The organism is Pusillimonas sp. NJUB218, assembly GCF_003788685.1.
Lineage (GTDB): Bacteria > Pseudomonadota > Gammaproteobacteria > Burkholderiales > Burkholderiaceae_B > Neopusillimonas.
In genome coordinates, this window is sequence record NZ_NQMK01000015.1 from 1 (window position 1) to 20,933 (window position 20,933).

Annotated in this window: 19 protein-coding genes; 8 read left to right on the forward strand and 11 right to left on the reverse strand. The window is 52.5% G+C overall.

Annotation, left to right across the window (positions count from 1 at the left end; all coding sequences use genetic code 11):
• Positions 1-126 precede the first annotated feature (126 nt).
• Genes CHR62_RS15060 through CHR62_RS15095 form a run of 8 tightly spaced genes read right to left on the reverse strand, consistent with a single transcriptional unit; the run spans position 127 to position 9,205 of the window.
• Positions 127-2,262 carry a xanthine dehydrogenase family protein molybdopterin-binding subunit gene (locus CHR62_RS15060; RefSeq protein ID WP_123661477.1) on the reverse strand — a complete coding sequence of 712 codons (2,136 nt, stop codon included), beginning with the start codon at positions 2,260-2,262 and terminating at the stop codon, positions 127-129.
• The gene (locus CHR62_RS15065) at positions 2,259-2,810 is read right to left on the reverse strand and encodes a CoxG family protein (protein WP_123661478.1); all 552 of its coding nucleotides are present in this window, start codon (positions 2,808-2,810) and stop codon (positions 2,259-2,261) included. The genes CHR62_RS15060 and CHR62_RS15065 overlap by 4 nt, the downstream gene beginning before the upstream one ends.
• Complete coding sequence (locus tag CHR62_RS15070) at positions 2,807-3,298, reverse strand: (2Fe-2S)-binding protein (protein ID WP_123661479.1); 492 nt, start codon at positions 3,296-3,298, stop codon at positions 2,807-2,809. The genes CHR62_RS15065 and CHR62_RS15070 overlap by 4 nt, the downstream gene beginning before the upstream one ends.
• Positions 3,291-4,187 (reverse strand): xanthine dehydrogenase family protein subunit M, encoded by an 897-nt coding sequence (locus tag CHR62_RS15075; protein WP_123661480.1) that lies wholly within the window; start codon positions 4,185-4,187, stop codon positions 3,291-3,293. The genes CHR62_RS15070 and CHR62_RS15075 overlap by 8 nt, the downstream gene beginning before the upstream one ends.
• Before the next feature lie 12 nt (positions 4,188-4,199).
• Positions 4,200-5,627 (reverse strand): NAD(P)-binding domain-containing protein, encoded by a 1,428-nt coding sequence (locus CHR62_RS15080; protein ID WP_123661481.1) that lies wholly within the window; start codon positions 5,625-5,627, stop codon positions 4,200-4,202.
• A complete protein-coding gene (locus CHR62_RS15085; protein WP_123661482.1) occupies positions 5,624-7,177 on the reverse strand; it encodes a sugar ABC transporter ATP-binding protein in 1,554 nt (517 codons plus the stop codon). The genes CHR62_RS15080 and CHR62_RS15085 overlap by 4 nt, the downstream gene beginning before the upstream one ends.
• A gap of 41 nt (positions 7,178-7,218) precedes the next feature.
• Positions 7,219-8,187, reverse strand: a complete 969-nt coding sequence (locus CHR62_RS15090; protein ID WP_123661483.1) for an ABC transporter substrate-binding protein — start codon at positions 8,185-8,187, stop codon at positions 7,219-7,221.
• Positions 8,188-8,218: 31 nt separating this feature from the next.
• Positions 8,219-9,205, reverse strand: a complete 987-nt coding sequence (locus CHR62_RS15095) for an ABC transporter permease (protein WP_123661484.1) — start codon at positions 9,203-9,205, stop codon at positions 8,219-8,221.
• A 364-nt stretch (positions 9,206-9,569) separates the two neighbouring features.
• Between CHR62_RS15095 and CHR62_RS15100 the strand changes: the two genes are divergently transcribed.
• Positions 9,570-10,289, forward strand: a complete 720-nt coding sequence (locus CHR62_RS15100) for a DUF2238 domain-containing protein (protein ID WP_123661485.1) — start codon at positions 9,570-9,572, stop codon at positions 10,287-10,289.
• 23 nt (positions 10,290-10,312) lie between these two features.
• On the opposite strand, the gene CHR62_RS15105 is transcribed toward CHR62_RS15100, so the two are convergent.
• The 3 genes from CHR62_RS15105 to CHR62_RS15115 all read right to left on the reverse strand — a co-directional run bounded on the left by CHR62_RS15105 (position 10,313) and on the right by CHR62_RS15115 (position 12,356).
• Positions 10,313-11,134: a hypothetical protein gene (locus CHR62_RS15105; protein WP_233575033.1), complete on the reverse strand. Its 822-nt coding sequence runs from the start codon at positions 11,132-11,134 to the stop codon at positions 10,313-10,315.
• A gap of 71 nt (positions 11,135-11,205) precedes the next feature.
• Complete coding sequence (locus CHR62_RS15110; RefSeq protein WP_123661487.1) at positions 11,206-11,481, reverse strand: hypothetical protein; 276 nt, start codon at positions 11,479-11,481, stop codon at positions 11,206-11,208.
• Positions 11,482-11,720: 239 nt separating this feature from the next.
• On the reverse strand, positions 11,721-12,356 hold the full coding sequence (locus tag CHR62_RS15115; RefSeq protein ID WP_158609139.1) for a TetR/AcrR family transcriptional regulator: 636 nt from the start codon (positions 12,354-12,356) through the stop codon (positions 11,721-11,723).
• A gap of 264 nt (positions 12,357-12,620) precedes the next feature.
• Here CHR62_RS15115 and CHR62_RS15120 point away from each other — a divergent pair, with 264 nt between their 5' ends.
• From CHR62_RS15120 to CHR62_RS15150, 7 genes are all read left to right on the forward strand, one after another.
• On the forward strand, positions 12,621-13,856 hold the full coding sequence (locus tag CHR62_RS15120; RefSeq protein ID WP_123661489.1) for an alpha/beta hydrolase: 1,236 nt from the start codon (positions 12,621-12,623) through the stop codon (positions 13,854-13,856).
• A 19-nt stretch (positions 13,857-13,875) separates the two neighbouring features.
• Complete coding sequence (locus tag CHR62_RS15125; RefSeq protein WP_123661490.1) at positions 13,876-15,537, forward strand: AMP-binding protein; 1,662 nt, start codon at positions 13,876-13,878, stop codon at positions 15,535-15,537.
• A gap of 9 nt (positions 15,538-15,546) precedes the next feature.
• Positions 15,547-16,386, forward strand: a complete 840-nt coding sequence (locus CHR62_RS15130; protein ID WP_123661491.1) for a VOC family protein — start codon at positions 15,547-15,549, stop codon at positions 16,384-16,386.
• Positions 16,383-17,537 (forward strand): monooxygenase, FAD/NAD(P)-binding domain protein, encoded by a 1,155-nt coding sequence (locus CHR62_RS15135; protein WP_123661492.1) that lies wholly within the window; start codon positions 16,383-16,385, stop codon positions 17,535-17,537. Before CHR62_RS15130 ends, CHR62_RS15135 begins: the two co-directional genes overlap by 4 nt.
• Positions 17,537-18,016, forward strand: coding sequence for a thioesterase family protein (locus tag CHR62_RS15140; protein WP_233575035.1), 480 nt, complete (start codon positions 17,537-17,539; stop codon positions 18,014-18,016). Before CHR62_RS15135 ends, CHR62_RS15140 begins: the two co-directional genes overlap by 1 nt.
• A gap of 70 nt (positions 18,017-18,086) precedes the next feature.
• On the forward strand, positions 18,087-19,373 hold the full coding sequence (locus CHR62_RS15145; protein WP_158609140.1) for an MFS transporter: 1,287 nt from the start codon (positions 18,087-18,089) through the stop codon (positions 19,371-19,373).
• A 12-nt stretch (positions 19,374-19,385) separates the two neighbouring features.
• Positions 19,386-20,573 carry a thiolase family protein gene (locus tag CHR62_RS15150; RefSeq protein WP_123661495.1) on the forward strand — a complete coding sequence of 396 codons (1,188 nt, stop codon included), beginning with the start codon at positions 19,386-19,388 and terminating at the stop codon, positions 20,571-20,573.
• Positions 20,574-20,933 lie beyond the last annotated feature (360 nt).

The following is a 20,933-nucleotide window of genomic DNA, read 5'->3' on the forward strand; positions in this document are numbered from 1 at the left end:
TCTCACGGCGCGTTTTCTTGCGTTTGCCGACGTACTCGGCTTCGGAAAAACTCAACTGGCTCATCGGGTTCACTCGGATCGGGCTGTTTTCAATAACTTATATTCTGACAGGTTCGTTGGACTTGTTCAGAGGTTCCTTAACAAATTGCCGTACTCATCGTACTTAAAGCGCTCGAGCAAAGCGGCGCCAATTCCATGCGCTGCCGCCCCTAACACCTGGCCTTTAACAATGATGTGGCTAATCACCTTGCCACAATCGTCGACGGCCGCGTAATCAAGAATATGAATATTGTGCGTTTGACGATCTACCTCAAGGACTGCGATATGGCACTGCGCAGCATAAGTCAACGTCAAGTTGCCATACTTGCGCTGTGTATCAGGCACCTGAAAAGGCGGCCGGTAAACATAGCGACAATTTAATGAAAGGTCGGCAATTTCAGGCGAAATTCCGGCAGTACGCGTGTTAACCATGGCTGCAAGCTCAGCAAAGGTGGCGTGCTTAACACCTGTTGTATCCAGCACTGCAGGGACACCGTCGTACAACCCAAAACCCAAACACTCCGCCTCGACCTCGAGATGAAAAGCCGCGATTCTGCGCAACTCTTGTTTGACCAACTCCAGCGCACCATGAATTGCGCCAAGACTCGTAACCGCAAACTGACTTGCGTATGTGCCCGAATGAGAAGTAAATGTGTTCCGTTCTGTATCGAAACCCACCTGGACAGAGACCCAATCTGGAGTAACCCCCATTTCTTCAGCCACAACCTGTGAAGCCACCGTCTCATGGCCTTGTCCTTGCGGCACCGACCCGACACTGACAATCAAGCGACCATCAACCCCAACTCTAACATTGGCTATTTCAGAATTGCCGGTTAGCGGAGAGCCCGGATTAATAATGCGTGATTGACCAAAATTGTTAGTTCCGGAATCGAGTGTGGTACCAATACCAATCCCAACCAACCGGCCCTCTGCTCTCATTGTCTTGATCTTTTGCTGCCAAGCCTCCCAACCAACCAGCTCTTTGGCCAGGGAAAGCATGGCCGGATAATCACCCGAATCATAGACACACCCATTTGGTGTGGTCCAGGGGAACGAAGGCACATAGTTCCTAAGCCGGATAACATCCGGATCGATCTCAAGCTTCCGACCGCAAATATCGATCACGCGCTCAAGAAACCAAATATGCTGCATGCGAGAAAAGCCACGATTCGGCCCAACTGGGCACTTGTTGGTTACCGATTGGGACATTTTGATGCGAATGTTCTGAAGTCGATAAGGGCCTGGCACAACCTGGGACCAAATAACGCAGCCTAAGGGCTCATATCGTGGGTAAGCACCGCAGTCATCCACATGCGTTGACCGAATAGCCTGGATGACACCATCCTTGTCCAGCGCTACTTCGGTATCAAAGAAAGTACGCTCGTTTCCGTGGGCGCTGGCCTGCAAATGCTCGCTACGCGTTTCTATCCACTTCACAGGCCGGTGTCCTGCCTGTCTTGATAACAGCGCACAAATCAGAATATACGGGTATAAATTTTGCTTAATGCCAAAGCCACCACCGATATCGTGGGTACGCAATCGAACAAGGTCAGGCGACAGACCCAACGGCGGCGCCAAAAATTTCATCGCTACGCCCGGTTGACTGATATTACAAAAAATATCTAGTCGGCCGTCTGCCTCCCAAGTGACCAGCGTTGCAAATGGCTCAAGAGGGGTGCTCGAAAAACGATGGAAATGCAAGCGATCAATGGCAATCACATGATCAGCAGACTCAAAGACGGCATCTACTTCACCCCATTCGAACACATCCGAGAACACTTGATTAGTACCAATATTTTCATGCAGAACCACAGAATTCTCGAGTGCAACCACCGCATCCATAACAGCATCAAGAGGCGCGTACGTCACACGAACCAATTCGGCGGCATCCGCCGCTATTTCGGGTGTTTCTGCCGCGATGGCCACCACAGGCTCGCCCTGGAAGCGCACCCGATCGATGGCCATACAATAGTCACGGATTCCGTTAGCCGGGGCTGGCGCCATTTGTGGAAAGGGTTTGGTCAGTGTAGCGACCTCTTCGCCCGTCATGACGCAGACAACTCCGTCGAGGGCGCGTGCGGCCGTCACATCAATGGACTGAATCTCGGCATGTGCATACGGCGACCTAACCAATCGAACATGTAGCTGTCGCGGACTCTGCTCGTCATCAACAAAAAGCCCCTGTCCGCGCACAAGACGATGATCTTCCTTACGATTCTTCATGCCGTCACCTTTTTGTGCCTCGACAGCCAAGATGACACACGGTCACTCATCTTTGATTTAGTCCCCGATTCCACAGGAGCCTCCTTGGGGCCATCCTCATCCTCGGCTGCACCTAGCTCATTCTGAACTGAAGCGATCATGGCGCTGACATTGCGTCTAGCCAAAGGCTTCAAAATTCCGCTGGCCACCGACGCCAGCGTTCCTCTTACGGTACTGTCGCAAGTCCAAGTAACCTGCGTGCCTGTGCCTTTACTTTCAAGGGAAAATTGCAAACTGGCATCGGCGACACCTAAAGAATGCCGCACCGTGCTGCTCAGGCTTGCATACTCGTCTAGTTTGCGTTCGATATACACGACATGGACCTCGGCGCGTCCCCGTATCTGTGGAACGCCCACTTCCATTACCAAATCAAACGCGTCGTCATCCGTTGACTCCAAAGACTTGAACATGGGCAATAACGGCGCAAAACGCTCAGGGTCTGTCAAAAACGCGTAAGTTTCCGCTAGGGACGTCTTTACCGAAAAACTGCCATCCATAGAAAGCCTCATGCTATCTCCCCTTTTACTTGTCTCGCAGTACTAACGACTGCCTCGATAATGTTTTGATAACCCGTGCATCGGCACACATTGCCAGCCAACGCCTTCCGAACGGATGACTCTGTCACCTGGTCACATGTATTAATGTGATACAAGGACGACATCAACATACCTGGCGTGCAGTACCCGCACTGCAAAGCGTGGCAGTCAGAAAATGACTTCTGTAACGAGTGCAGTTCACCTTGTTTTTCAAGGCCCTCAACCGTTGTTAACGACTTACCATCGGCCTGCACTGCAAAAAGATTGCAAGATTTCACCGCTTTACCATCGAGTAAAACAGTACAAGCTCCGCAATAACTGGTATCGCACCCCACATGCGTCCCGGTCAGGCCAAGATCTTCACGAATGAAATGGACAAGCAGTTTTCGAGGCTCAACCGTCGCTTTTACGGTGCGCCCATTGATGCTGACTTTGACCTGCTCAAGCTTTAGATCATCCATAATAAGAATGTGTCTCCGTATGCAGTTTTCCATTTTTTCTGTGCATGACAATGTCAAATGCACGTGCTACCAACCCCCGGATTAACGAACGCTTGTACGCCTCGCTACCTTTATTGTCAGAAACTGGCTCTGCAATCTCAGAGGCCAGCGCCGCAACGTCGTCAATCAGCGATTGATCCAGGACATTACCAACGAGTATTTCGTCAAGGTATGGCACGCGAATAGGGGTCAAGCCAACGCAGCCTAAAGCCATGCCCACCGATTGCACTTGTTCGCCGTCGAACCTGATGGTTAATGCACAACTTGCCGTTGGGTACGCCGGTGCGGCACGTTTAAACGCTACGAAGGTACTCATGCCTTCCAAGTTTGATCGGTCAATCTGGATCTCGGTGACCAGCTCACCCGCTTCCAGATTGGGGGTATAAGCATCTTTCAGCAGCTGTGCCACTGTTTGCGTACGCTCAGCGCCACTACTCACACACACAACCCTGGCGTCCAAGGCCATTAAAGCCGTCGGCCAGCAACTGCAAGGGTCGGCCTCCGCAAGAGAGCCGCCTATAGTGCCCATGTTTCGCACCTGAACATCGGCAATTCCAAAGGCACAGTCACGCAACAATGAAAACGGCTTGATAACCTCAGCACCGGCGATACTCGCATGAGAGGACAGCGCACCGATTCTAAGAATGTCTTCGGAAATTTCGATTCGGTTGCCGTCGCGAATGCGCCCCATGTCTACCAAATGCTTTGGTGCCAATAGCCTTAGCTTCATCATCGGAATCAGCGTCTGCCCCCCCGCCAAAAGCTTAGCCTCGCCGCCGAGCGCATCGAGGGCCTCGCAGGCTGCCTTAAAACTATCTACTTTGTGATATTGATAACGTGCCGGAAACATCAGAACCCTCCATCAAGCGGCATTGCTTGTCTTTTTCTGAGCCACAGCCTCAGGATCCAGTGTCCAGATCTCAGGCTCGGTGTAAGAAGTCAGCGAATTAAAGTGCTCGTCGGCGTCTTCGATAAACAGACTGCACGAAAGGGCGCGCACCAAGCGGCGAACGCCATACTTCATCCCAGTGATCGAGGCCGCGTTCAGCCCGAGGCTGAGCATGGCACCATGAGTGAAGTTATGTATTTTTCCCAGGTGAGGTGCCGCCCCCGGGCGCTTTTCAAGGAACTCAAACCCAGGACCTAAATACGGTGAAGCCATAAGATGACCCGCCTCAAGCCCCTCGGCCGGACGAAACCGATCTTGCCAAAGTGCGACTTCGTCAGCGATTCCCGACAACTCAGGGCGGCATTTCAGATCATGGGTGAGCCCTGTACCGAAAATTAAAAAATCAAACTCAAATTCACGATGGGGTGTTTTGATGCCTACGCAAGAGTCAGACTGCCAAGCCTCCAACCACGGTGAGCCCGTATGCAACGCGAACTGCTCATGTCGGTTACAACGCCACAAGGTTTCTTGGGGCGGAGGTTGCAACATTGAGCCGATCTGATGCATAAACCGCCACTTTCTGTCATCAGTCAGTTCGGCGTAATGCCCTAGAAAGCCCGAAAACTCCATCCACTTATTTGGGTTAATTCGAGGTAGCTGTGGCGCTCTAATACACAAATCCACCGATTGAGCGCCGGCCTCAATGGCTGTGGCTGCGTTATCGAACGCAGACGCGCCTCCACCAAGCACGCCAACTCGCTTCCCTTTCAGAGCCGAGAAATCAATACGCTCTTCCGTATGACCATAGCAAGCTTTAGGTAAATTATTTACGATGGGTGGCAGGTACCAACGCCCAGAGCCATCGAGCCCTGTCGCCAAAACTACCCGCCGTGCAAAAATGATTTCCCCGCCCGCGCAGGTCAGACGCAGACAGTCTGAATCGGGCAGAATGCTCTCTACCGTCACCCCATACTGAACCGGTATCGATAAGGCGCGCCGATACCACTCCAGATACTCGTGCCACAAATCGGTTGGCATTTTGCCCAACGCGTTCCAGGCCTCTTTGCCAAAACGCGCTTCATACCAAGCCTGGGGTGTCAGATCTGGGTTACCGAAGTCAAGACCACTGCCAAACTTGGGCGTACGAAGCGTTTTCATGCGTGCGAAAGTTCGCCAGGGCCCAACAGTGTCGGGCTGCCTTTTATCAAGCACAACAACGTTCTTGATATTCTCCAGGCGTAATCCAAACGCGGTCGCCAATCCACTCTGACCCGCTCCGATAATTGCCACGTCAAGCACATGCTGACCACAATGCTCGCGTCTCGGAACCCACTCGCGTCGTGGGAAATTCAGATAATCCAAACCGCTACTTAAACGTTGTTCAAGTGCCGACAAACTCATTGCATACCTCGCTGATCACGGTTTTCTGAGCGGGATTTGCGTCCGCTAACGACCGCACCAAGTACATCTTTCTTGTGAAAGGGCGGCTCGTCATAGCGTTCGACAACCACTCCTTGATGAACCAACATGATCCGGTGACACATACCCACCAACTCCTCAACTTCTGACGACACAAACAAGACAGACGCGCCCTCCGCAGCCGCTTTACCGATCAACCGGAAAATATCGACTTTGGCACCAACATCAACCGCCTTGGTCGGGTCATCAAGCAAAAGCACCTTGGCACCCGAAGCTATCCACTTGGCGATAACCACTTTCTGACGATTACCGCCGGACAAGCGATCAACACGAGCATCCGGGTCAGCCGGCCTGATCCCCAGCTGCTCGATCATTTCTTGAACGATCGCGCGCATGCGTGTCCGCCGGATCACACCGAACCGAGTTACCTGCGCACTCATCGAGAGCAAAATGTTCTCTTCAATCGTCATGTTAGGCACAAGGCCATCGTGCAATGCATCTCCAGGAACTACGCCCACGCCATGTGCAACGCGCGTACTACGCGACTCGCGCGTAAGGTCCGCCCCTTGAATAGCCACTCGCGCGTTCCGGTGCTTTTTACCCCCGGAAATCACTTCAAGAAGATCTTCGACCTGGGCACCGATATACGTCGGTACACCGACGATCTCACCCTTTTTCAGACCAAAATCTACGGGCCTACCACTTTGATCATTCAAATAGCCAGACAAACCGAGGTGCTCCTCATGACCAGCACTTATCCGGTCCGGGAAGCCGGCACCCAGCTTGCGACCCATGATGAGGCTCACCAACTCATCCCGGCTCAATTGGGTCTTGGGAAGCGTATCGATCCATTTACCGTTACGCAGCACCGTAATTCGGTCGGCGATAGACAGAACTTCGTCCAGGTTATGGGCGATGAGAATCACACTGACTCCAGAGTCCCGCATCTGGTGAATGACTTCGAACAAGCGCGCCACTTCGTCAGCTCCTAGCGAGGCCGTGGGCTCATCGAAAATAACCAGCCTCGAGTCGCCCAATAGAGCCCGCACAATTTCAACCATCTGCCTTTCGGCAACAGATAATTGATGGATAGGCAATTTGGCCTTATCGGAGAGTCCGAACAACGCCAACCTCTGAAGCGCTTCCTGATGTATGGCCCCACGGTCAAGTAACCAGTCGAACCCAAGAATCGACCGGGTCGGGTAGTTTCCCAGTCTCAAGTTCTCTTCTACAGTCAGCGTATCAACCAACTGAAAATGCTGGTGAACCACACCGATGCCGTGCCCTCGGGCATCGTTCGGAGACGAGAATCTGACGCATTCCCCGTCCACAGACAGTTCACCTGACAGCGGCATTTCTTCGCCAGCCAGGATACGCATCAAAGTTGATTTCCCTGCGCCGTTCTCACCTACAATCGCGTGGACTTCACCCGGCAAGAACGTCGCTGAAACGTCATCCAGTGCCGTCAGATTTCCATACTTAACGCAAATGCGATTGGCGGTCAGGACTGGTGTTGACTCCGCTAAAGTCATGATTTACACCTTTTTTCGCTTTAAGGGTAAGGACGCCGGACTTAACGCTTCACACCCAACTTTTCACGCAAAGGCGGCGGAATGTTGTCGTAGGCCTCTTTCTGGGTCACCACTTTATGGTCCATCGGCGTAAACTTTGCGGGCTTTTTGCCTTCCAGCAGGTAATCAGCAACCACATTTGCGGCTGTTTTCCCCCAACCCACAGGGTCCAGCAAGACAGTGGCGGTAAGGTCGCCGTTATGAATCGCAGCCAGCGCAGACGGTGCGCCATTCAAACCAATAACAACTACCTTGCCTTGTAGCCCGGCCACCTTGACCGCCTGAGCTGCACCTAAAGCGAGGTCATCGTTGGCCGCATAAATACCCACCAAATCCGGGTTCGTAACTAAGGCGTCTTCGGTCAGCTTGATCCCGTATTCACGCGTCATATTCGACGTCTGAGAAAATGCAATTTGATACCCTGCGGCAGTGATGACTTCCCGAAAGCCGGTCTCTTGTTCGATCATCGGCGCCGCACCGGCCATGCCCGTCAACATCGCAACTTTCCCAGGCTTGGTGTTTTCAGCCATCCAACGCGCTTTGTCGCGCCCTACCTGCACCGCGTCCATACCGTTGAAGCTCTCCCATACATCTGCATATTTAGGGTCAAGAGTACGCGCATACATAAACACAGGAATGCCAGCGTCTTTTGCCTTTACCAGCGCCGCCGCAGGCCCCTCTGCATTCAACGGAGCCACCAAAATGGCATCAACTTTAGCGGCAACCATGTCACCAATACTGTTGATTTGCTGATTGACATCGGCGTTTGCCGCCATAAGCATAGGTTCAATGCCGCGCGCTTTAAGCGTTTCGGCAATACTCCTTGCCATAACAACGTGAAAGGGATTTTGTGATTCGGGGCTAGAAATACCCACACGAAACTCTTTGGCCTGAACCTGCGCCGTAACGGCAAGACCCGAAGCTGAGGCAATCAATAACGCAACTACAGATTTAATATATCGACGAATCATGAGACTCTCCTTAGTAAAGATCTATTGCGTATCAGCGTGATCGTTTCAACGCATCCAAAGTGGCGGCAATGGTCAAAATCACACCAATGACCACGCCTTTCCAGTGTGGATGCACGCCGATGATATTTAATCCATTCGCAAGCACCGCCAGTAAAAGTATGGCCAGCATCGAACGCCACAGCCGCCCTTCCCCACCGCTAAGTGCTGCGCCACCCAGTACAACCGCCGCAATCGCCTCAAGCTCATATAGCATTCCCGAGGTTGGGTCTCCGCCACCAGAGCGAACCGTTAGCAGTACGCCGGCAACGCCGCAACAGGCACCAGAAACAGCAAAAGCAAGGAGCTTTACTCGTGCAACGGGCACGCCGGACAAACGCGCTGCCTTTGGATTACCACCGCTGGCATATAAGTTGAGGCCAAAAGGGGTGTAACGTAAAACCAAGCTGACAAATACAAACAGAACAATGGCGACCCACGCCAACGACGGAATCCCCAGGAATCGCATAGCGCCGAAGTTCGTGTACCAAGACGGAAAGCTATAAATCGCGCCATCTTTAGCCAACACTAACGCTAGCCCTCGGCAAATATTCAAAGCGCCTAACGTGACAATAAGAGGGGACACGTTGAGATAGCCAACAAAAAAGCCATTAAGACCACCGACGACTAACCCAATGAAAATGCCCGCGCCGACACCAAGCCAAACATCGCCAGTTAAGTCAACAACCAACGCGGCCAAAACGGCGGACAACGCAACTACCGCACCTGCCGACAAGTCGAACCCGCCGGAAAAAATCACGACACTGGCGCCTACAGTGACAATCGCCAGAATGGATACCTGATTCAAAACATTCATTAGGTTGCCGGGCGACAACGTACGTTGATCTATTGCGTAAAAGACGACCAACATCACTACGAACACAAACGGCAAAATAGCTTTGTCCCAACTTTGAAGGACTTTGCCTTTAACGTGCGACGACAGTCTTGAAGACGATGGCCCTGCGGACTCAATCGATATCATAAGAAGAACGCTCCACCTGAACTTGAACAAGATCCCAACGGCGATTCAGTATTGGGATAACGGTAAGAGCATTCTCGTGGTGAACCAACGGCCGTTGACTTACTAGCCTTGATTAACTTGTTGCACAAAACGCAACAAGTTAATAATTATGCGGGTTCTGACATTACCCAATGATTGTCCGACAGGGGAAATCCCTTAGAAGAGGGTGGGCACTGCGCTCAGTATGCCCTAGGGCTACGTCAACGAAAGACAAGAGCCCCCGTTTAAAGGACTACAGCGGCCTGGCTGCATTAGAATTTAAGCGCGCAACACCATACGCTATGGTAGCGATCATATTCGCCGAAACACCCACCTACACTCACCCATGGCCCAAACAACCGCAAAACCCGCAGCCCTCCAACCCCTTCCAAGCGTGGGTGTGCGCGTAACCGCTGCACTATATCTAGTCCTCTGGGCAGGGCTCGCAATCTCGCCTGCAGATCGTTCTACTTGGGTGCTTGAAAACGCCCTGGTCGCAGGACTGGTGATCGTGCTCTGGTGCTGCCGAAGGGCATTTCGGTTTTCGAACGTATCGTTGTATTTGATTTTGACGTTTCTGGCCTTACACGCATTAGGTGCTCACTACACCTACTCCGAGGTGCCCTACGATGCATGGTGGCAAAGCCTGACAGGCCATAGCCTTAACGACGCGCTGGGGTGGCAACGCAATCACTTCGATCGCCTGATCCATTTTTGTTATGGCCTACTGCTCGTCTATCCGATTCGCGAATTTTTCCTTCGCGTGGTCGAAGTGCGCGGGTTTTGGGGCTATTTTCTTCCGCTCGATGTAACGCTTAGCACATCGGCCTTATATGAATTAATCGAATGGGGGGCGGCCGAAGTCTTCGGCGGCGACCTGGGCATGCATTATCTGGGCACCCAAGGGGACATCTGGGATGCCCACAAAGACATGGCCCTTGCTGCGCTGGGGGCGCTCATCGCGATACTCATCATCGCCGTGATAAATCGGCGGCTACGCCATGACCCCGCTTGGGACTGGGCCCAGAGTATGAAAGCGTCTGCGCACAGCAAAGCCCACAACTAGATCGCGCTTCGCTTAGACCGACGTTAGTTAACCTCAACGCCGCCTTTCAAGGCACCCAACGTCGACGCATACCAATCTAACGCATTTGGCCAAGTAGGCACCCAGCCCGATGCCCGGAGCCGTGCGTTTGACAGACGTTTGCCGTCTGGTGATTTTGGCTGCCGCTGCGGTGCAGACACACCCGCCAATCGCGCCACCGCGTCGTAAAACTCGGCAATAGGCATAGGGTGATCATCGGTGCCGATATAAAGTGGCTCTGGTGCGTTAAGCGCTAAAAGGTGCGCACATGCCCGTGCCGCATCATCAATGTGAATCCGGTTCGCCCAGTGGCCGGGGCCATCCGGCGCCACAACCGTACCCGAACGCAAACCATTGACCAAATAAGATCGCCCAGGGCCGTACAAACCCGACAGCCGCAACGCAACGCCCACACCTCGCGGCAACATCGTATGCAACGCAGCCTCAGCATCCAATATGGCCTGCGCCCGGAAATTTGTCGCCTGAACAGGCGAGTCTTCATTCACCCAATCATCCGACGGGCCCCAAACCACCGACGAGCCCACCAGAACACAACGTTTAAGCTGGGCAAGACACTGTGCAGACAGGCTGCCCAAAAGCCGTGAAAGACCTTGCGGATAGACACTGGCATAGTCAGCACTTGTGCGGCTGTCTGGTGAAGGCGCATACAGTACATGCGTAACCCGGGCGAATGCGCCATCGCCTAAGAAAGACAAACTGGCCGGGTCTTGAAGGTCGGCCCGATACCACGTCACAGGATCGTCGGATTCCAACGCCATCTGACGACGACGCAAGCCGATGCACTGCCAATGCTGCGGGTCCAGCATTCTTGCGGTCCGCACACATAAGTCACCGCCGACCAACAATAGCGTATTCATCTATTCGTGCGACCCTAAATTTAGTCTACCCAAACTAGGGGAATCACCACACAAACAAAAATTTGCAGCACTAAATAACCAAAGAACGCACCCACACCGCCAAAAAAGCCAGCGACAACGGCCGTAATTAACGTAAATATTGACCCTACCGAGATCCGGGCTAACGTCAACCAACCTGAGCCACCCGTATGACGTCCTTGATACTCCGCTAAGCAAACAAGCCATGTCACCACCAGCGATATCAATACCAAATAGCGCGCCGGGTTGACTGCCAGCCAATCCCATACTCCCTGCATTTCGCCTCCTGCTTAACTTGCCATCCGCCGCATATTGATTTGGGTCGCGGCCAGAAAGCTTCTTACAAAATTTGTATGGTTTTAACATCCCGAATAGACGCAGCTTATTGAATAAGCGACTTGTTCAGCATTTTTGATGCCCCTCAATTTACTTGCCTCAAAAAGGCGAAACATTCTAAGGAATTGCCAAACTTGTCCGGGATGTTAGTTTATCCGCTCATACTGATTCCCATAACCCTCTACTCCTTAGCTGCGTTGGCGTTACGCTCGGCCCTACGCTCAAACCCGTCTAAAAGTATCTCAAGGCCAGTGTTGAATACATCCGTCCCGTCTAGCGAGGCAAAATCGCGCAATGAGTGATGTAGCCCCGGATAGCTCTTGCGCTTGAACCGCCCAAGAATGCCATCAAGAAATTCTTTATGAAATGAAGGCGTTTGAAGCTGAGCTTCGGCTTGTGCGGACGACAAAATAAACATTCTCAACAAGTGTCCCAACATCGCAGTATCTCGGCCACTGTACCCTGCTCGCATAATTGCGACGCCCAATAGGTCGAACGCTCTGATTCCATAATCGATTTCGCCCTCTTGAACCTCTTGAACAAGCCGAAAACGATTATGGCTTGATAGATAGCGAACAATCCCAGGGTATTTCAACATAACCAGGTAATTGGCCTGGACAATAGCCTTGATGGCTTCGCGCGCGCTCCCGGAGGCCTTGGGGGTTGAGTCACAGACCTCCCGATAAAAACGATTAATCACCCCGGAGATCAAAGCATCTCGTCTTGAAAGGTAATAGTGCACAGACGACGGCGACACAGCCATGGCCGTAGCCACCTTCACCATCGAGAGCGTGTCGAGGCTCTCAGTTCTGGTCATAGAAAACGCAAATTCGATAATAGCCTCGCGAGAAATTTCGGGTGAATTCGGACTCTCTGTTTTTTTTGGACGTCCTCGCCGGCGTTGCGTTCCAGGGGCATTAGCCATAGTTTTGATGTCTCTCATTTCTCCTGCCATTCACTCACCACCCAAGGGTTTCCCATTATTTATTACCAGTCTCAATTAATCTAAGATATAAATTGAGACCTGTCTCAATTGATGCGGATTTCACGTTAACTTAAATTTCCTGAGGATCATAACGTTATGAGCAACTCTAAAGCTACGGCGGGTCTGCGAGGCGCGTCGTGGGACGAAGCAAGGCTGCCGGAAGGTGTTGCCACGACCGTTCACACGCTAACCACGGCAGACTCCGCCGCCACTACTGGCTTTCTGTTTAGGCGGGGGTTGGAAAAGACCGTGGCCTGCCTGATGCACCCCCGAGAAATGCTCGCGTCACACTATTTGATACCCGAACTTCTAAATGCCGGCGTAGCCGTATGGAATCAGGGACCTCGCTCCGTCGGAAATGATCTGAGGCTTGAGCATGAAATTGCGCTTTTCGATGTGGCAGCCGGACTCCAGCACTTAAAAAACAATGGCTTTGAACGCATTATTTTGGTCGGCTTATCAGGAGGGGCGAGCTTATACGCCTTTTATCAAGAACAAGCGGCTCAAGACCCTGCGCAACGTTTGCAGACCACACCTGGTGGTCGCCCTGTTAATTTAACTACGCTTCAAATGCCAGTGGCCGACGCGCTTGTCTTTGTTTCACCCCATCCCGGGCAGGGCATGCTGCTGATGAATTCAATCGACCCATCCGTTACCGATGAGGCGGACCCGTTCTCATGCGACGCTCAGTTAGACCCTTTCAATAATCAAAACGGATTCCGGCCTCCACCCGAAGGGGCTAATTATGCACAGGAATTCATTAAGCGATACCGCGATGCTCAGAAACAGCGCGTAGCACGCATTGATGCCGTGGCGAGAGAGATGATTGCTGTACGTCAAGGAGCGCGTGAAAGACTCAAAAAGGGCAGAACACGGCAAGACATACTGAAAGCGGCGCATACGCCTGTCTTCAACGTGTGGCGCACAGACGCCGATTTACGTTGTTGGGATATCAACCTAGATCCGTCCGACCGTCGCGTAGGTTCTTTGTGGGGCCATGCACCGGCAGTCTCAAACGTGGGAGCGATCGGGTTTGGTCGCGTATGCACACCGGATTCATGGCTATCAACATGGTCTGGCTTGAGCTCAAACGCATCGTTTTTGCGTTGCGCCCCCTCAATTAAACAACCAACACTGATGATCGAATACACAGGCGATAACGCGGTGTTTCCTTCCGACATTCAAAGCATGTTCACGGCACTGGGAGCTGAAAAGAAACAGTTGGTGCGGGTTCGAGGTGACCATCAAGGAAGGGCGTTAGCTCCAGACGAACCGAGCGGGCAGTTGCTTGCGGCAAATGAGATTGCCAACTGGCTGCAATCGCTCAACTAACAATCATGCTGGATATTAAATGACCGCAATCGAAACGACCAATCAACCCCGGGTCAAAATACCAGGAGTGGTATACCCATCACACGAACATGCGTCGAAGTATGCCGGTTTGGAAATACTTGGTGGGCAAACATTTTTTGACGTGCTTCTGAACACCGCCAAGGTGCACGGGGAGAAGCCCGCGGTAATCGCTGACAACAAGACTCTGACCCACAACCAATTGAACGAGCAGACTGATCGCTTAGCCGCAGCGCTGCTAGATATGGGCCTGAAACCGCTTGACAGGGCGGTCATGCACATCGAGGATACCCCAACACTTTTAGTGGCTTTTATCGGGTCGATCAAAGCGGGCATTATTCCAATTTGTACCCTTGCCGCACATCGTGAGCACGAAATTTCACAAATTGCCACTCAAGCTAGTGCCAAGCTGATTTGGTCACAGGGCAAGAGTGAAAAGTTCGACTATGTCGACTTTGCAGAGCGCATGTGTAAGGCAGTACCAACGCTTGAGCACATCATAGTGGCCGAGCCAACCGAAGGCGACACGTATCCGAGCGTACCCAACCTCATTGCTAGCATGGATGCAGAGCGTGCTAAAGCGGCACTCGCCCAGGTCGTGCGGGACCCGTTTCAGGTTGCCGTATTTCAGTTGTCGGGAGGCACCAGCGGCACCCCGAAGATCATTCCACGCTTCCATAGTGAGTATATCTACAACATCGAGCAATCAGCGCGAGTGTTGGCACTTGGCACGGACGAGCGCTTGTTCATGCCGACGCCGATGATGCATAACCTGCATGTCGCTTGCGGATGGGGCCCGGTGATGCTTAGCGGAGGTTGCACGATCATTTCGCCAAACGTATCGGGCGACACTGTTGCTCGAAGTCTGGCCGAATACATGCCAACCCGTCTCTGTATCGCGCCACCTACTTTAGCCAAAGCCAGGCAGTCGCAACATTGGACGAACGAAGCGATAAGCAAGGTACGAGGCATGTTGTCGCCGTTCAATGCACGACTTTTGAATGAAGCGCTTCAAGTCCCTGTTTATCACGTATTCGGCATGACCGAGGGCGTAATCATGTACACACGGGACGAGGACTCGGAATTTATACGATACGAAACTGTCGGACGACCTATTTCCGAACATGACGAAATTCGAATCCTCAAACCAGACACAGAGATAGAGCAAACCTTAGGTGAAGTAGGCGAACTGGCCAGTCGCGGACCTTACACCACCTTTGGCTATTTTGATGCGCCGGAACGAAACAAAGAAGCATTCACAAGTGATGGCTTCTACCGCTCAGGTGATTTGATGCGAGCGGTCGAGGAGGACGGAAAGCGATATTACCAGTTCTGCGGGCGCTTGAAAGACGTTGTCGATCGCGGCGGCGAAAAAATCAATGCCGAAGAGGTTGAACAGGCAGTCATGCGTCATGGAGCCTTCATGGCTGCATTGGTGGTTGGAGTTCCTGACCCTATCTTTACTGAACGAGTCTGTGTTTGCGTGGTCCCTCGCCCTGGCGCTGTCGTTCCTGATGTCACTGAGCTTGGACGCCACCTTCAATCTGTTGGGCTGGCAAAGTTCAAGTGGCCTGAGCGAATTGAGGTTATCGACGCCGTACCGCTCACACATGCCGGCAAGCCGGATAAAACCGCATTGAAACAAAAACTTTTAAGCAAATAGGACGCAGGAATGAATCCTCTGACTTTAAGTGGCGTTCACCACACGGCACGCCCAACTTGGAAATTAACTGAGACGGTCAATTTTTATCGCAACATCATGGGTTTGCCCCTTGTCCATGCGATTTCCGCACGAGGATGGGGGCCGGCCGACCATCCCGATTTCCTGCATTTCTTTTTCGATAGTGGCCAGGGAAGCACGATTGCATTTTTCTATTACATAGGCGACGCCCAGCCTGACTGGGCCACACCGAAAACTCGGTACGACTTCGATGCGACCCACACAGCATGGGTTGTTAACAGCGCCGCTGAAATAGCCCAATGGAAGCAGCACCTCGAAGCTGCTGGCGTTGAAGTCACTCCTGAAATGCGCCACGAGGTTATTGAGTCTATTTATTTTCGTGATCCTAACGGCTATTTGCTTGAAATCACTCGCATGCTCAGGCCTTTCGTACGCCACGACGCCGACGACGCATTGCACACATTGGATGCCGCAATGGCGCTAGAGAAAGAGGCCCTGGCAGGAGGGCAACTGTTTAAAAGCATAGATCCCGTGTGGCAGAAGAAAGCACTGAGCATTGCCGGTGATTCGATCGCAACGGTCAAGGTATACGTACTAGATGTCGACGAGTTTCGCCCTGTAGTGGAAGCTGCCCGATCCATACCAACTGCTCAAATCCATACACCCAAAAACGGCTACTGGTGCATTGAGGCCGAAACAGAGCTGGTATTCCACCGTAGGTCGATGGGGTTCAAGCCAGCCATGTGGTGGTCAATGCTAACGGGTGGTTACAGCGGCCAGATCGTTACTTATACCCGTGACGAATTGCGCATCACCGGAGCAGAAGCATGAAAATAGTCGTCATTGGGGCGGGGCCCGCAGGTTTGTATTTCGCACGACTACGCAAGTTGCATCATCCAGACGATCAGGTCGTGGTGTTTGAACAAAACGATCAGGGAAGTACCTTCGGGTTTGGCGTGTCGATTGCCAATCGGGCGGTTAGTCGGTACGAAGCTGTCGATGCCGACCTGGCAAAGCGCATTCATGACGCATCTTTACCGATGCCGAATCAACGCTTCACGCTGGATGGTAATAGCTACCTTATGTCGTCCACGCAATACGGCGCGGCAATCGAGCGCAGAAACCTACTGAGCATTCTCGCAGCTGCCTGCACCGAGCTTGGCGTCGAGATCCAATATGGCGCCCACATCGAATCGCTGGAACCTTTTAAAGATGCGGACCTGATTGTGGGGGCCGACGGAGCCAACTCAGTTGTACTAGAGCTTGGAGCACAAGATTTCGGTCCAACATATGGCTACTTGCAAAATCGGTTCGCATGGTATGGGGTAAAGCGAAGCTTGCCGGAGGCCGGACTGAGTTTTCGACGTTACGGTTCGTGGCAATTGATAGGTCACTACTACCCTTATACAGCCGAATTAAGCACCTTTGTCGCTGAAGTGGATGGCCCAAGCTGGGCCTCCGGGTTTAGCAAGCTCACGGAACAAGAACGAAAGGAAGTGTTCGAAGATGCTTTCCGCCAGGAGTTGCAAGGCGAGACACTTGTAGAAAACCGCTCTTTCTGGCGTCAATTTCGACACGTCGATAACGCAGCCTGGCAAGCTGGAAATCGTGTTTTGCTTGGCGATGCACTCGCTGTCGCTCACTTTTCCATCGGATCAGGAACGCGACTTGCGATGGACGACGCGTTAGCGCTGTTCGACGTACTTGAGCAGGCCGATGATGTGGTGAACGTGGCATTGCCGGAGTTCGAGTCGGCACGACGGCACATCAGGCAGAAACTGATGATTGCGGCTCAAAGAAGTTGGGACTGGTATGAAGACATAGCGCAGCATACTCAAGCGCCCTTAATGGAGTTTATCCAATCCTTCATGAGTCGGACTGGCCGAATGAGCCCTGAACGTATGGCTCAAGCGGTACCGCAGTTTGCCGCTGATTACGAAGCCTATCGCACGGGCGCCGCAAAAGTGACGGGGGCTTCTTGATGACAACGCAAAACTCTACTTTTATGGCCGTTCCTGGACCACGAGAGCAGATAATTTCAACCCAGCCCTTTGTGGTCAGACGGCGCATTCTCTGGGGCGAGTGCGACCCAGCAGGCGTCGTCTACACGCCTCGTTACGGCGACTTATCAGCGGACGCCGGGCAACTTTTTCTTGCCTGTATCGGAGGCGGAAAGGGGTATGTAGATGCGAAACGCAAGCAAGGTATCGGCACGCCTTGTAAAGCCTTCTCACTTGTATTTCATTCGTCACTCGCACCAGATGACGAAGTCGATATCTCGGTAACTGTTGGACATATTGGAAACACAAGCTTCGAGTTAGTGATCAAGGCCAGAACTCCGAAGGAGCAACTTGTTTTTGAGGGTAGTACAACCTTGATCACTATTCAACAAGGAACACGCGCAGCGATCAAGGTACCGACATCGCTACGCGATTTACTAGTGGCATATCAAACGGCTTGAGATGAGTCCTTTTCCTCAGACTCTGCCCCCAACGTACAACCTTATTAAAAAATTAAATAGAGGAGACATTATGGCTACGATTACAAAAAACATATCAGCTCTGGCACCTGCCATAGGTACCGCAACAAAGGCAGCGAAAGTTGCAGGTGCCGCGATCGGGCTGTCGGGCGGATTCGCAACGCTTTACTTCGGAACCTTATCCGTATTTATGAGGCCCATGGCAGAAGCATTTTCCTGGAGCCGTGGGCAGACGTCTGGTGTCATTGTATTGGCAATGCTGGGCCTTGCCTTGGGTGCCCCACTTGTGGGTCGCCTCAGCGATAAATTCGGAGTGAACAGAGTCATTCCTATTTCCGTATTGTTATTCGCAATAGCGCTTTTCGGAATGTCTATGATGCCAGGAAACCTGGCCATGTTCGCAGTGCTTAGCTTAGTGATCGGAATCATCGCAACCGCGACTACACCTGCCGGATATCTATCAGTGCTGCCTAAGTATTTCGACAAGCGCTTAGGGTTGGCACTAGGCCTTGCAATGATGGGGCTAGGGCTAGGTACGGTGTTGGCACCGATTGTGACACAACACTGGATCAGCACGCATGGTTGGGAGTACGCCTACAGGGCTCTATCAGTCGTAGCCCTATTGTTCGGAGGAATCGCATGCTTCACGCTTTTCTCCGGCAAGAACACGATCAACGCATCCCCTGCTGCTCGCGCTGCGCAGACCGAAGCCTCCCTGCTACCCGGCGCTGACTTAGGCACTGCTGTGCGTACAGGTCGATTCTGGCTTATCGCAGCCATTATCTTTGCCGTTTCTGCAGCGGGTCTTGGCGCAACGGTACACGCCGTGTCAATGTTTGTTGATCGCGGATTGCCGGCAGACATTGCGGCCAACGGTGTAGCAGTAGCAGGCGTCGGCGTGATGCTGGGACGAATCGCCGCTGGCGCCCTCATGGACGTTATTCACGCTTCAAAAGTAGCAGCATTGGCGTTCTTGCTGGGTGCTATCGGGCTGGCATTTATCGCTTTCAATCCCTCCCCAAGTTTCGCTGTTATGGCCTTCGGTGCGTTGTTGTTTGGCTTTACCGTGGGTACAGAAGGCGATTTGATACCGTTTTTGGTTCGACGATATTTTGGTCTTAAGGCTTTCGGGTCGGTGTTCGGTCTTTTGTTTGGTGTTTACTCGCTGGGGGGCGTTACAGGGCCAGTCTTATTCGGTGTGTCTTTCGACAAAGTTGGTAGCTACCAACCTGCCCTTATAGCTGCAGCGGTGTTGTGTGTATTGGCCGGCATCGCAGTGATGCTGCTGGGGCCATATCGATACTCAGCGGCCACGATTTCAACTGGCAAAACCGAATAAAGGAACTTCTATATGTCGCGCGAAGCAGTATTGGTATCGACCGCCAGAACCCCTATTGGACGAGCCTTCAGGGGGGCGTTGAACAACATTAAATCTCCCACACTGATGGGGCATGCCATCGAACATGCAATTATTCGGTCTGGCGTAGAGCCTGAATCTTTGGAAGACGCTGTGATTGGTACGGTACTTTCGGCCGGCACCTCGGGCGGAAACATTGCAAGGAATGCGCTTTTTGCCGCCGGGTTACCACTTTCGATTGCAGGTCAGACCATCGATAGGCAATGTGCATCTGGGCTTATGTCAATTGCCACAGCGGCTAAGCAGATCGTTGTCGATCACATGGATATGGTTGTCGCTGGAGGCGTTGAGAACATCAGCGCTGTGCAAAATAAATATCTGCAATGGGTGCAAGAGGAGGCCGACTCTCGTGTTATTGAGCACGTACCGGCTGCTTACACTTCGATGCTGGCAACGGCAGAAACCGTCGCAAAGCGCTATGGCATAAGCCGCCAGGCGCAGGACGCTTATGCGCTGTTATCGCAGCAGCGAACGGCGACAGCACAAACCCAGGGACGACTCAATGCTGAGATCGTACCCATTGCCACAAGCAAGCTAATCGTCGATAAAGCAACTGGTGAGCAATCGTTCGAAACCATCGAGTTTAGACATGACGAATGCAATCGCCCCAACACGACTATGGAAGCGCTCACTGCCTTACCATCGGTGATTGGGGGCGGCACGGTGACTGCAGGCAACTCCAGTCAGCTTTCCGATGGCGCCAGTGCATGCGTACTGGTCGAACGCGCGCTTGCACAACGACTAGGCCTTCCTATACTGGCGGTTTATCGAGCAATGGCTGTTGCTGGATGTGAGCCTGAAGAAATGGGCGTTGGCCCTATCTATGCTGTGCCAAAACTACTTTCCAAACTCGGATTGACAGTCGACGATATAGATTTATGGGAGCTTAATGAGGCCTTTGCTTCGCAGACCATTTACTGCATAGAACGTTTAGGCATTGATCCAGATCGTTGCAATGTCAATGGCGGAAGCATTTCCTTAGGTCACCCCTACGGAATGAGCGGCGCGCGCATGGTCGGTCATGCCGCGCTTGAAGGACGTCGTCGCGGTGCGCGTTACGCAGTTGTCACGATGTGCGTCGGCGGAGGGATGGGTGCCGCAGCGCTATTTGAGATCCTGTAGTCATCTCGGGGCGGGTATGCGCTACTTCTACACCCATTAAGTTCAGCTATCAATAGAACGAGGATCATAAGCGCCTCACCTTACGATTGTATCCTGGAACTGCAACAGCGTCTTCCTGCACATCTAAGCAACGATCTAGTCTAATCATCACCCCGGCACCGTCGTGGCCTGGGCAGGCCAAAGGGCTTGAGCACGCCAGTAAACGCATACTGGGCGGGGGCCCCCTCTGTCACACTAGTTGTCCGGTTGTTTGATTTCATTTTTTATAAACTCAAGGGGCGGATGGAGTGCTGCAATGCCATCCTACAGTGCCGAGCTTAAGGCTCAACTCGTCAAAAAGATGATGCCACCGCACAATCA

What these genes read in the sequence shown, in the direction of transcription:
- CHR62_RS15060 (WP_123661477.1), bottom strand. Translation starts at nt 2,262, where the DNA reads ATGAAGAATCGTAAGGAAGATCATCGTCTTGTGCGCGGACAGGGGCTT.
- CHR62_RS15065 (WP_123661478.1), bottom strand. Translation starts at nt 2,810, where the DNA reads ATGAGGCTTTCTATGGATGGCAGTTTTTCGGTAAAGACGTCCCTAGCG.
- CHR62_RS15070 (WP_123661479.1), bottom strand. Translation starts at nt 3,298, where the DNA reads ATGGATGATCTAAAGCTTGAGCAGGTCAAAGTCAGCATCAATGGGCGC.
- CHR62_RS15075 (WP_123661480.1), bottom strand. Translation starts at nt 4,187, where the DNA reads ATGTTTCCGGCACGTTATCAATATCACAAAGTAGATAGTTTTAAGGCA.
- CHR62_RS15080 (WP_123661481.1), bottom strand. Translation starts at nt 5,627, where the DNA reads ATGAGTTTGTCGGCACTTGAACAACGTTTAAGTAGCGGTTTGGATTAT.
- CHR62_RS15085 (WP_123661482.1), bottom strand. Translation starts at nt 7,177, where the DNA reads ATGACTTTAGCGGAGTCAACACCAGTCCTGACCGCCAATCGCATTTGC.
- CHR62_RS15090 (WP_123661483.1), bottom strand. Translation starts at nt 8,187, where the DNA reads ATGATTCGTCGATATATTAAATCTGTAGTTGCGTTATTGATTGCCTCA.
- CHR62_RS15095 (WP_123661484.1), bottom strand. Translation starts at nt 9,205, where the DNA reads ATGATATCGATTGAGTCCGCAGGGCCATCGTCTTCAAGACTGTCGTCG.
- CHR62_RS15100 (WP_123661485.1), top strand. Translation starts at nt 9,570, where the DNA reads ATGGCCCAAACAACCGCAAAACCCGCAGCCCTCCAACCCCTTCCAAGC.
- CHR62_RS15105 (WP_233575033.1), bottom strand. Translation starts at nt 11,134, where the DNA reads ATGCTGGACCCGCAGCATTGGCAGTGCATCGGCTTGCGTCGTCGTCAG.
- CHR62_RS15110 (WP_123661487.1), bottom strand. Translation starts at nt 11,481, where the DNA reads ATGCAGGGAGTATGGGATTGGCTGGCAGTCAACCCGGCGCGCTATTTG.
- CHR62_RS15115 (WP_158609139.1), bottom strand. Translation starts at nt 12,356, where the DNA reads ATGACCAGAACTGAGAGCCTCGACACGCTCTCGATGGTGAAGGTGGCT.
- CHR62_RS15120 (WP_123661489.1), top strand. Translation starts at nt 12,621, where the DNA reads ATGAGCAACTCTAAAGCTACGGCGGGTCTGCGAGGCGCGTCGTGGGAC.
- CHR62_RS15125 (WP_123661490.1), top strand. Translation starts at nt 13,876, where the DNA reads ATGACCGCAATCGAAACGACCAATCAACCCCGGGTCAAAATACCAGGA.
- CHR62_RS15130 (WP_123661491.1), top strand. Translation starts at nt 15,547, where the DNA reads ATGAATCCTCTGACTTTAAGTGGCGTTCACCACACGGCACGCCCAACT.
- CHR62_RS15135 (WP_123661492.1), top strand. Translation starts at nt 16,383, where the DNA reads ATGAAAATAGTCGTCATTGGGGCGGGGCCCGCAGGTTTGTATTTCGCA.
- CHR62_RS15140 (WP_233575035.1), top strand. Translation starts at nt 17,537, where the DNA reads ATGACAACGCAAAACTCTACTTTTATGGCCGTTCCTGGACCACGAGAG.
- CHR62_RS15145 (WP_158609140.1), top strand. Translation starts at nt 18,087, where the DNA reads ATGGCTACGATTACAAAAAACATATCAGCTCTGGCACCTGCCATAGGT.
- CHR62_RS15150 (WP_123661495.1), top strand. Translation starts at nt 19,386, where the DNA reads ATGTCGCGCGAAGCAGTATTGGTATCGACCGCCAGAACCCCTATTGGA.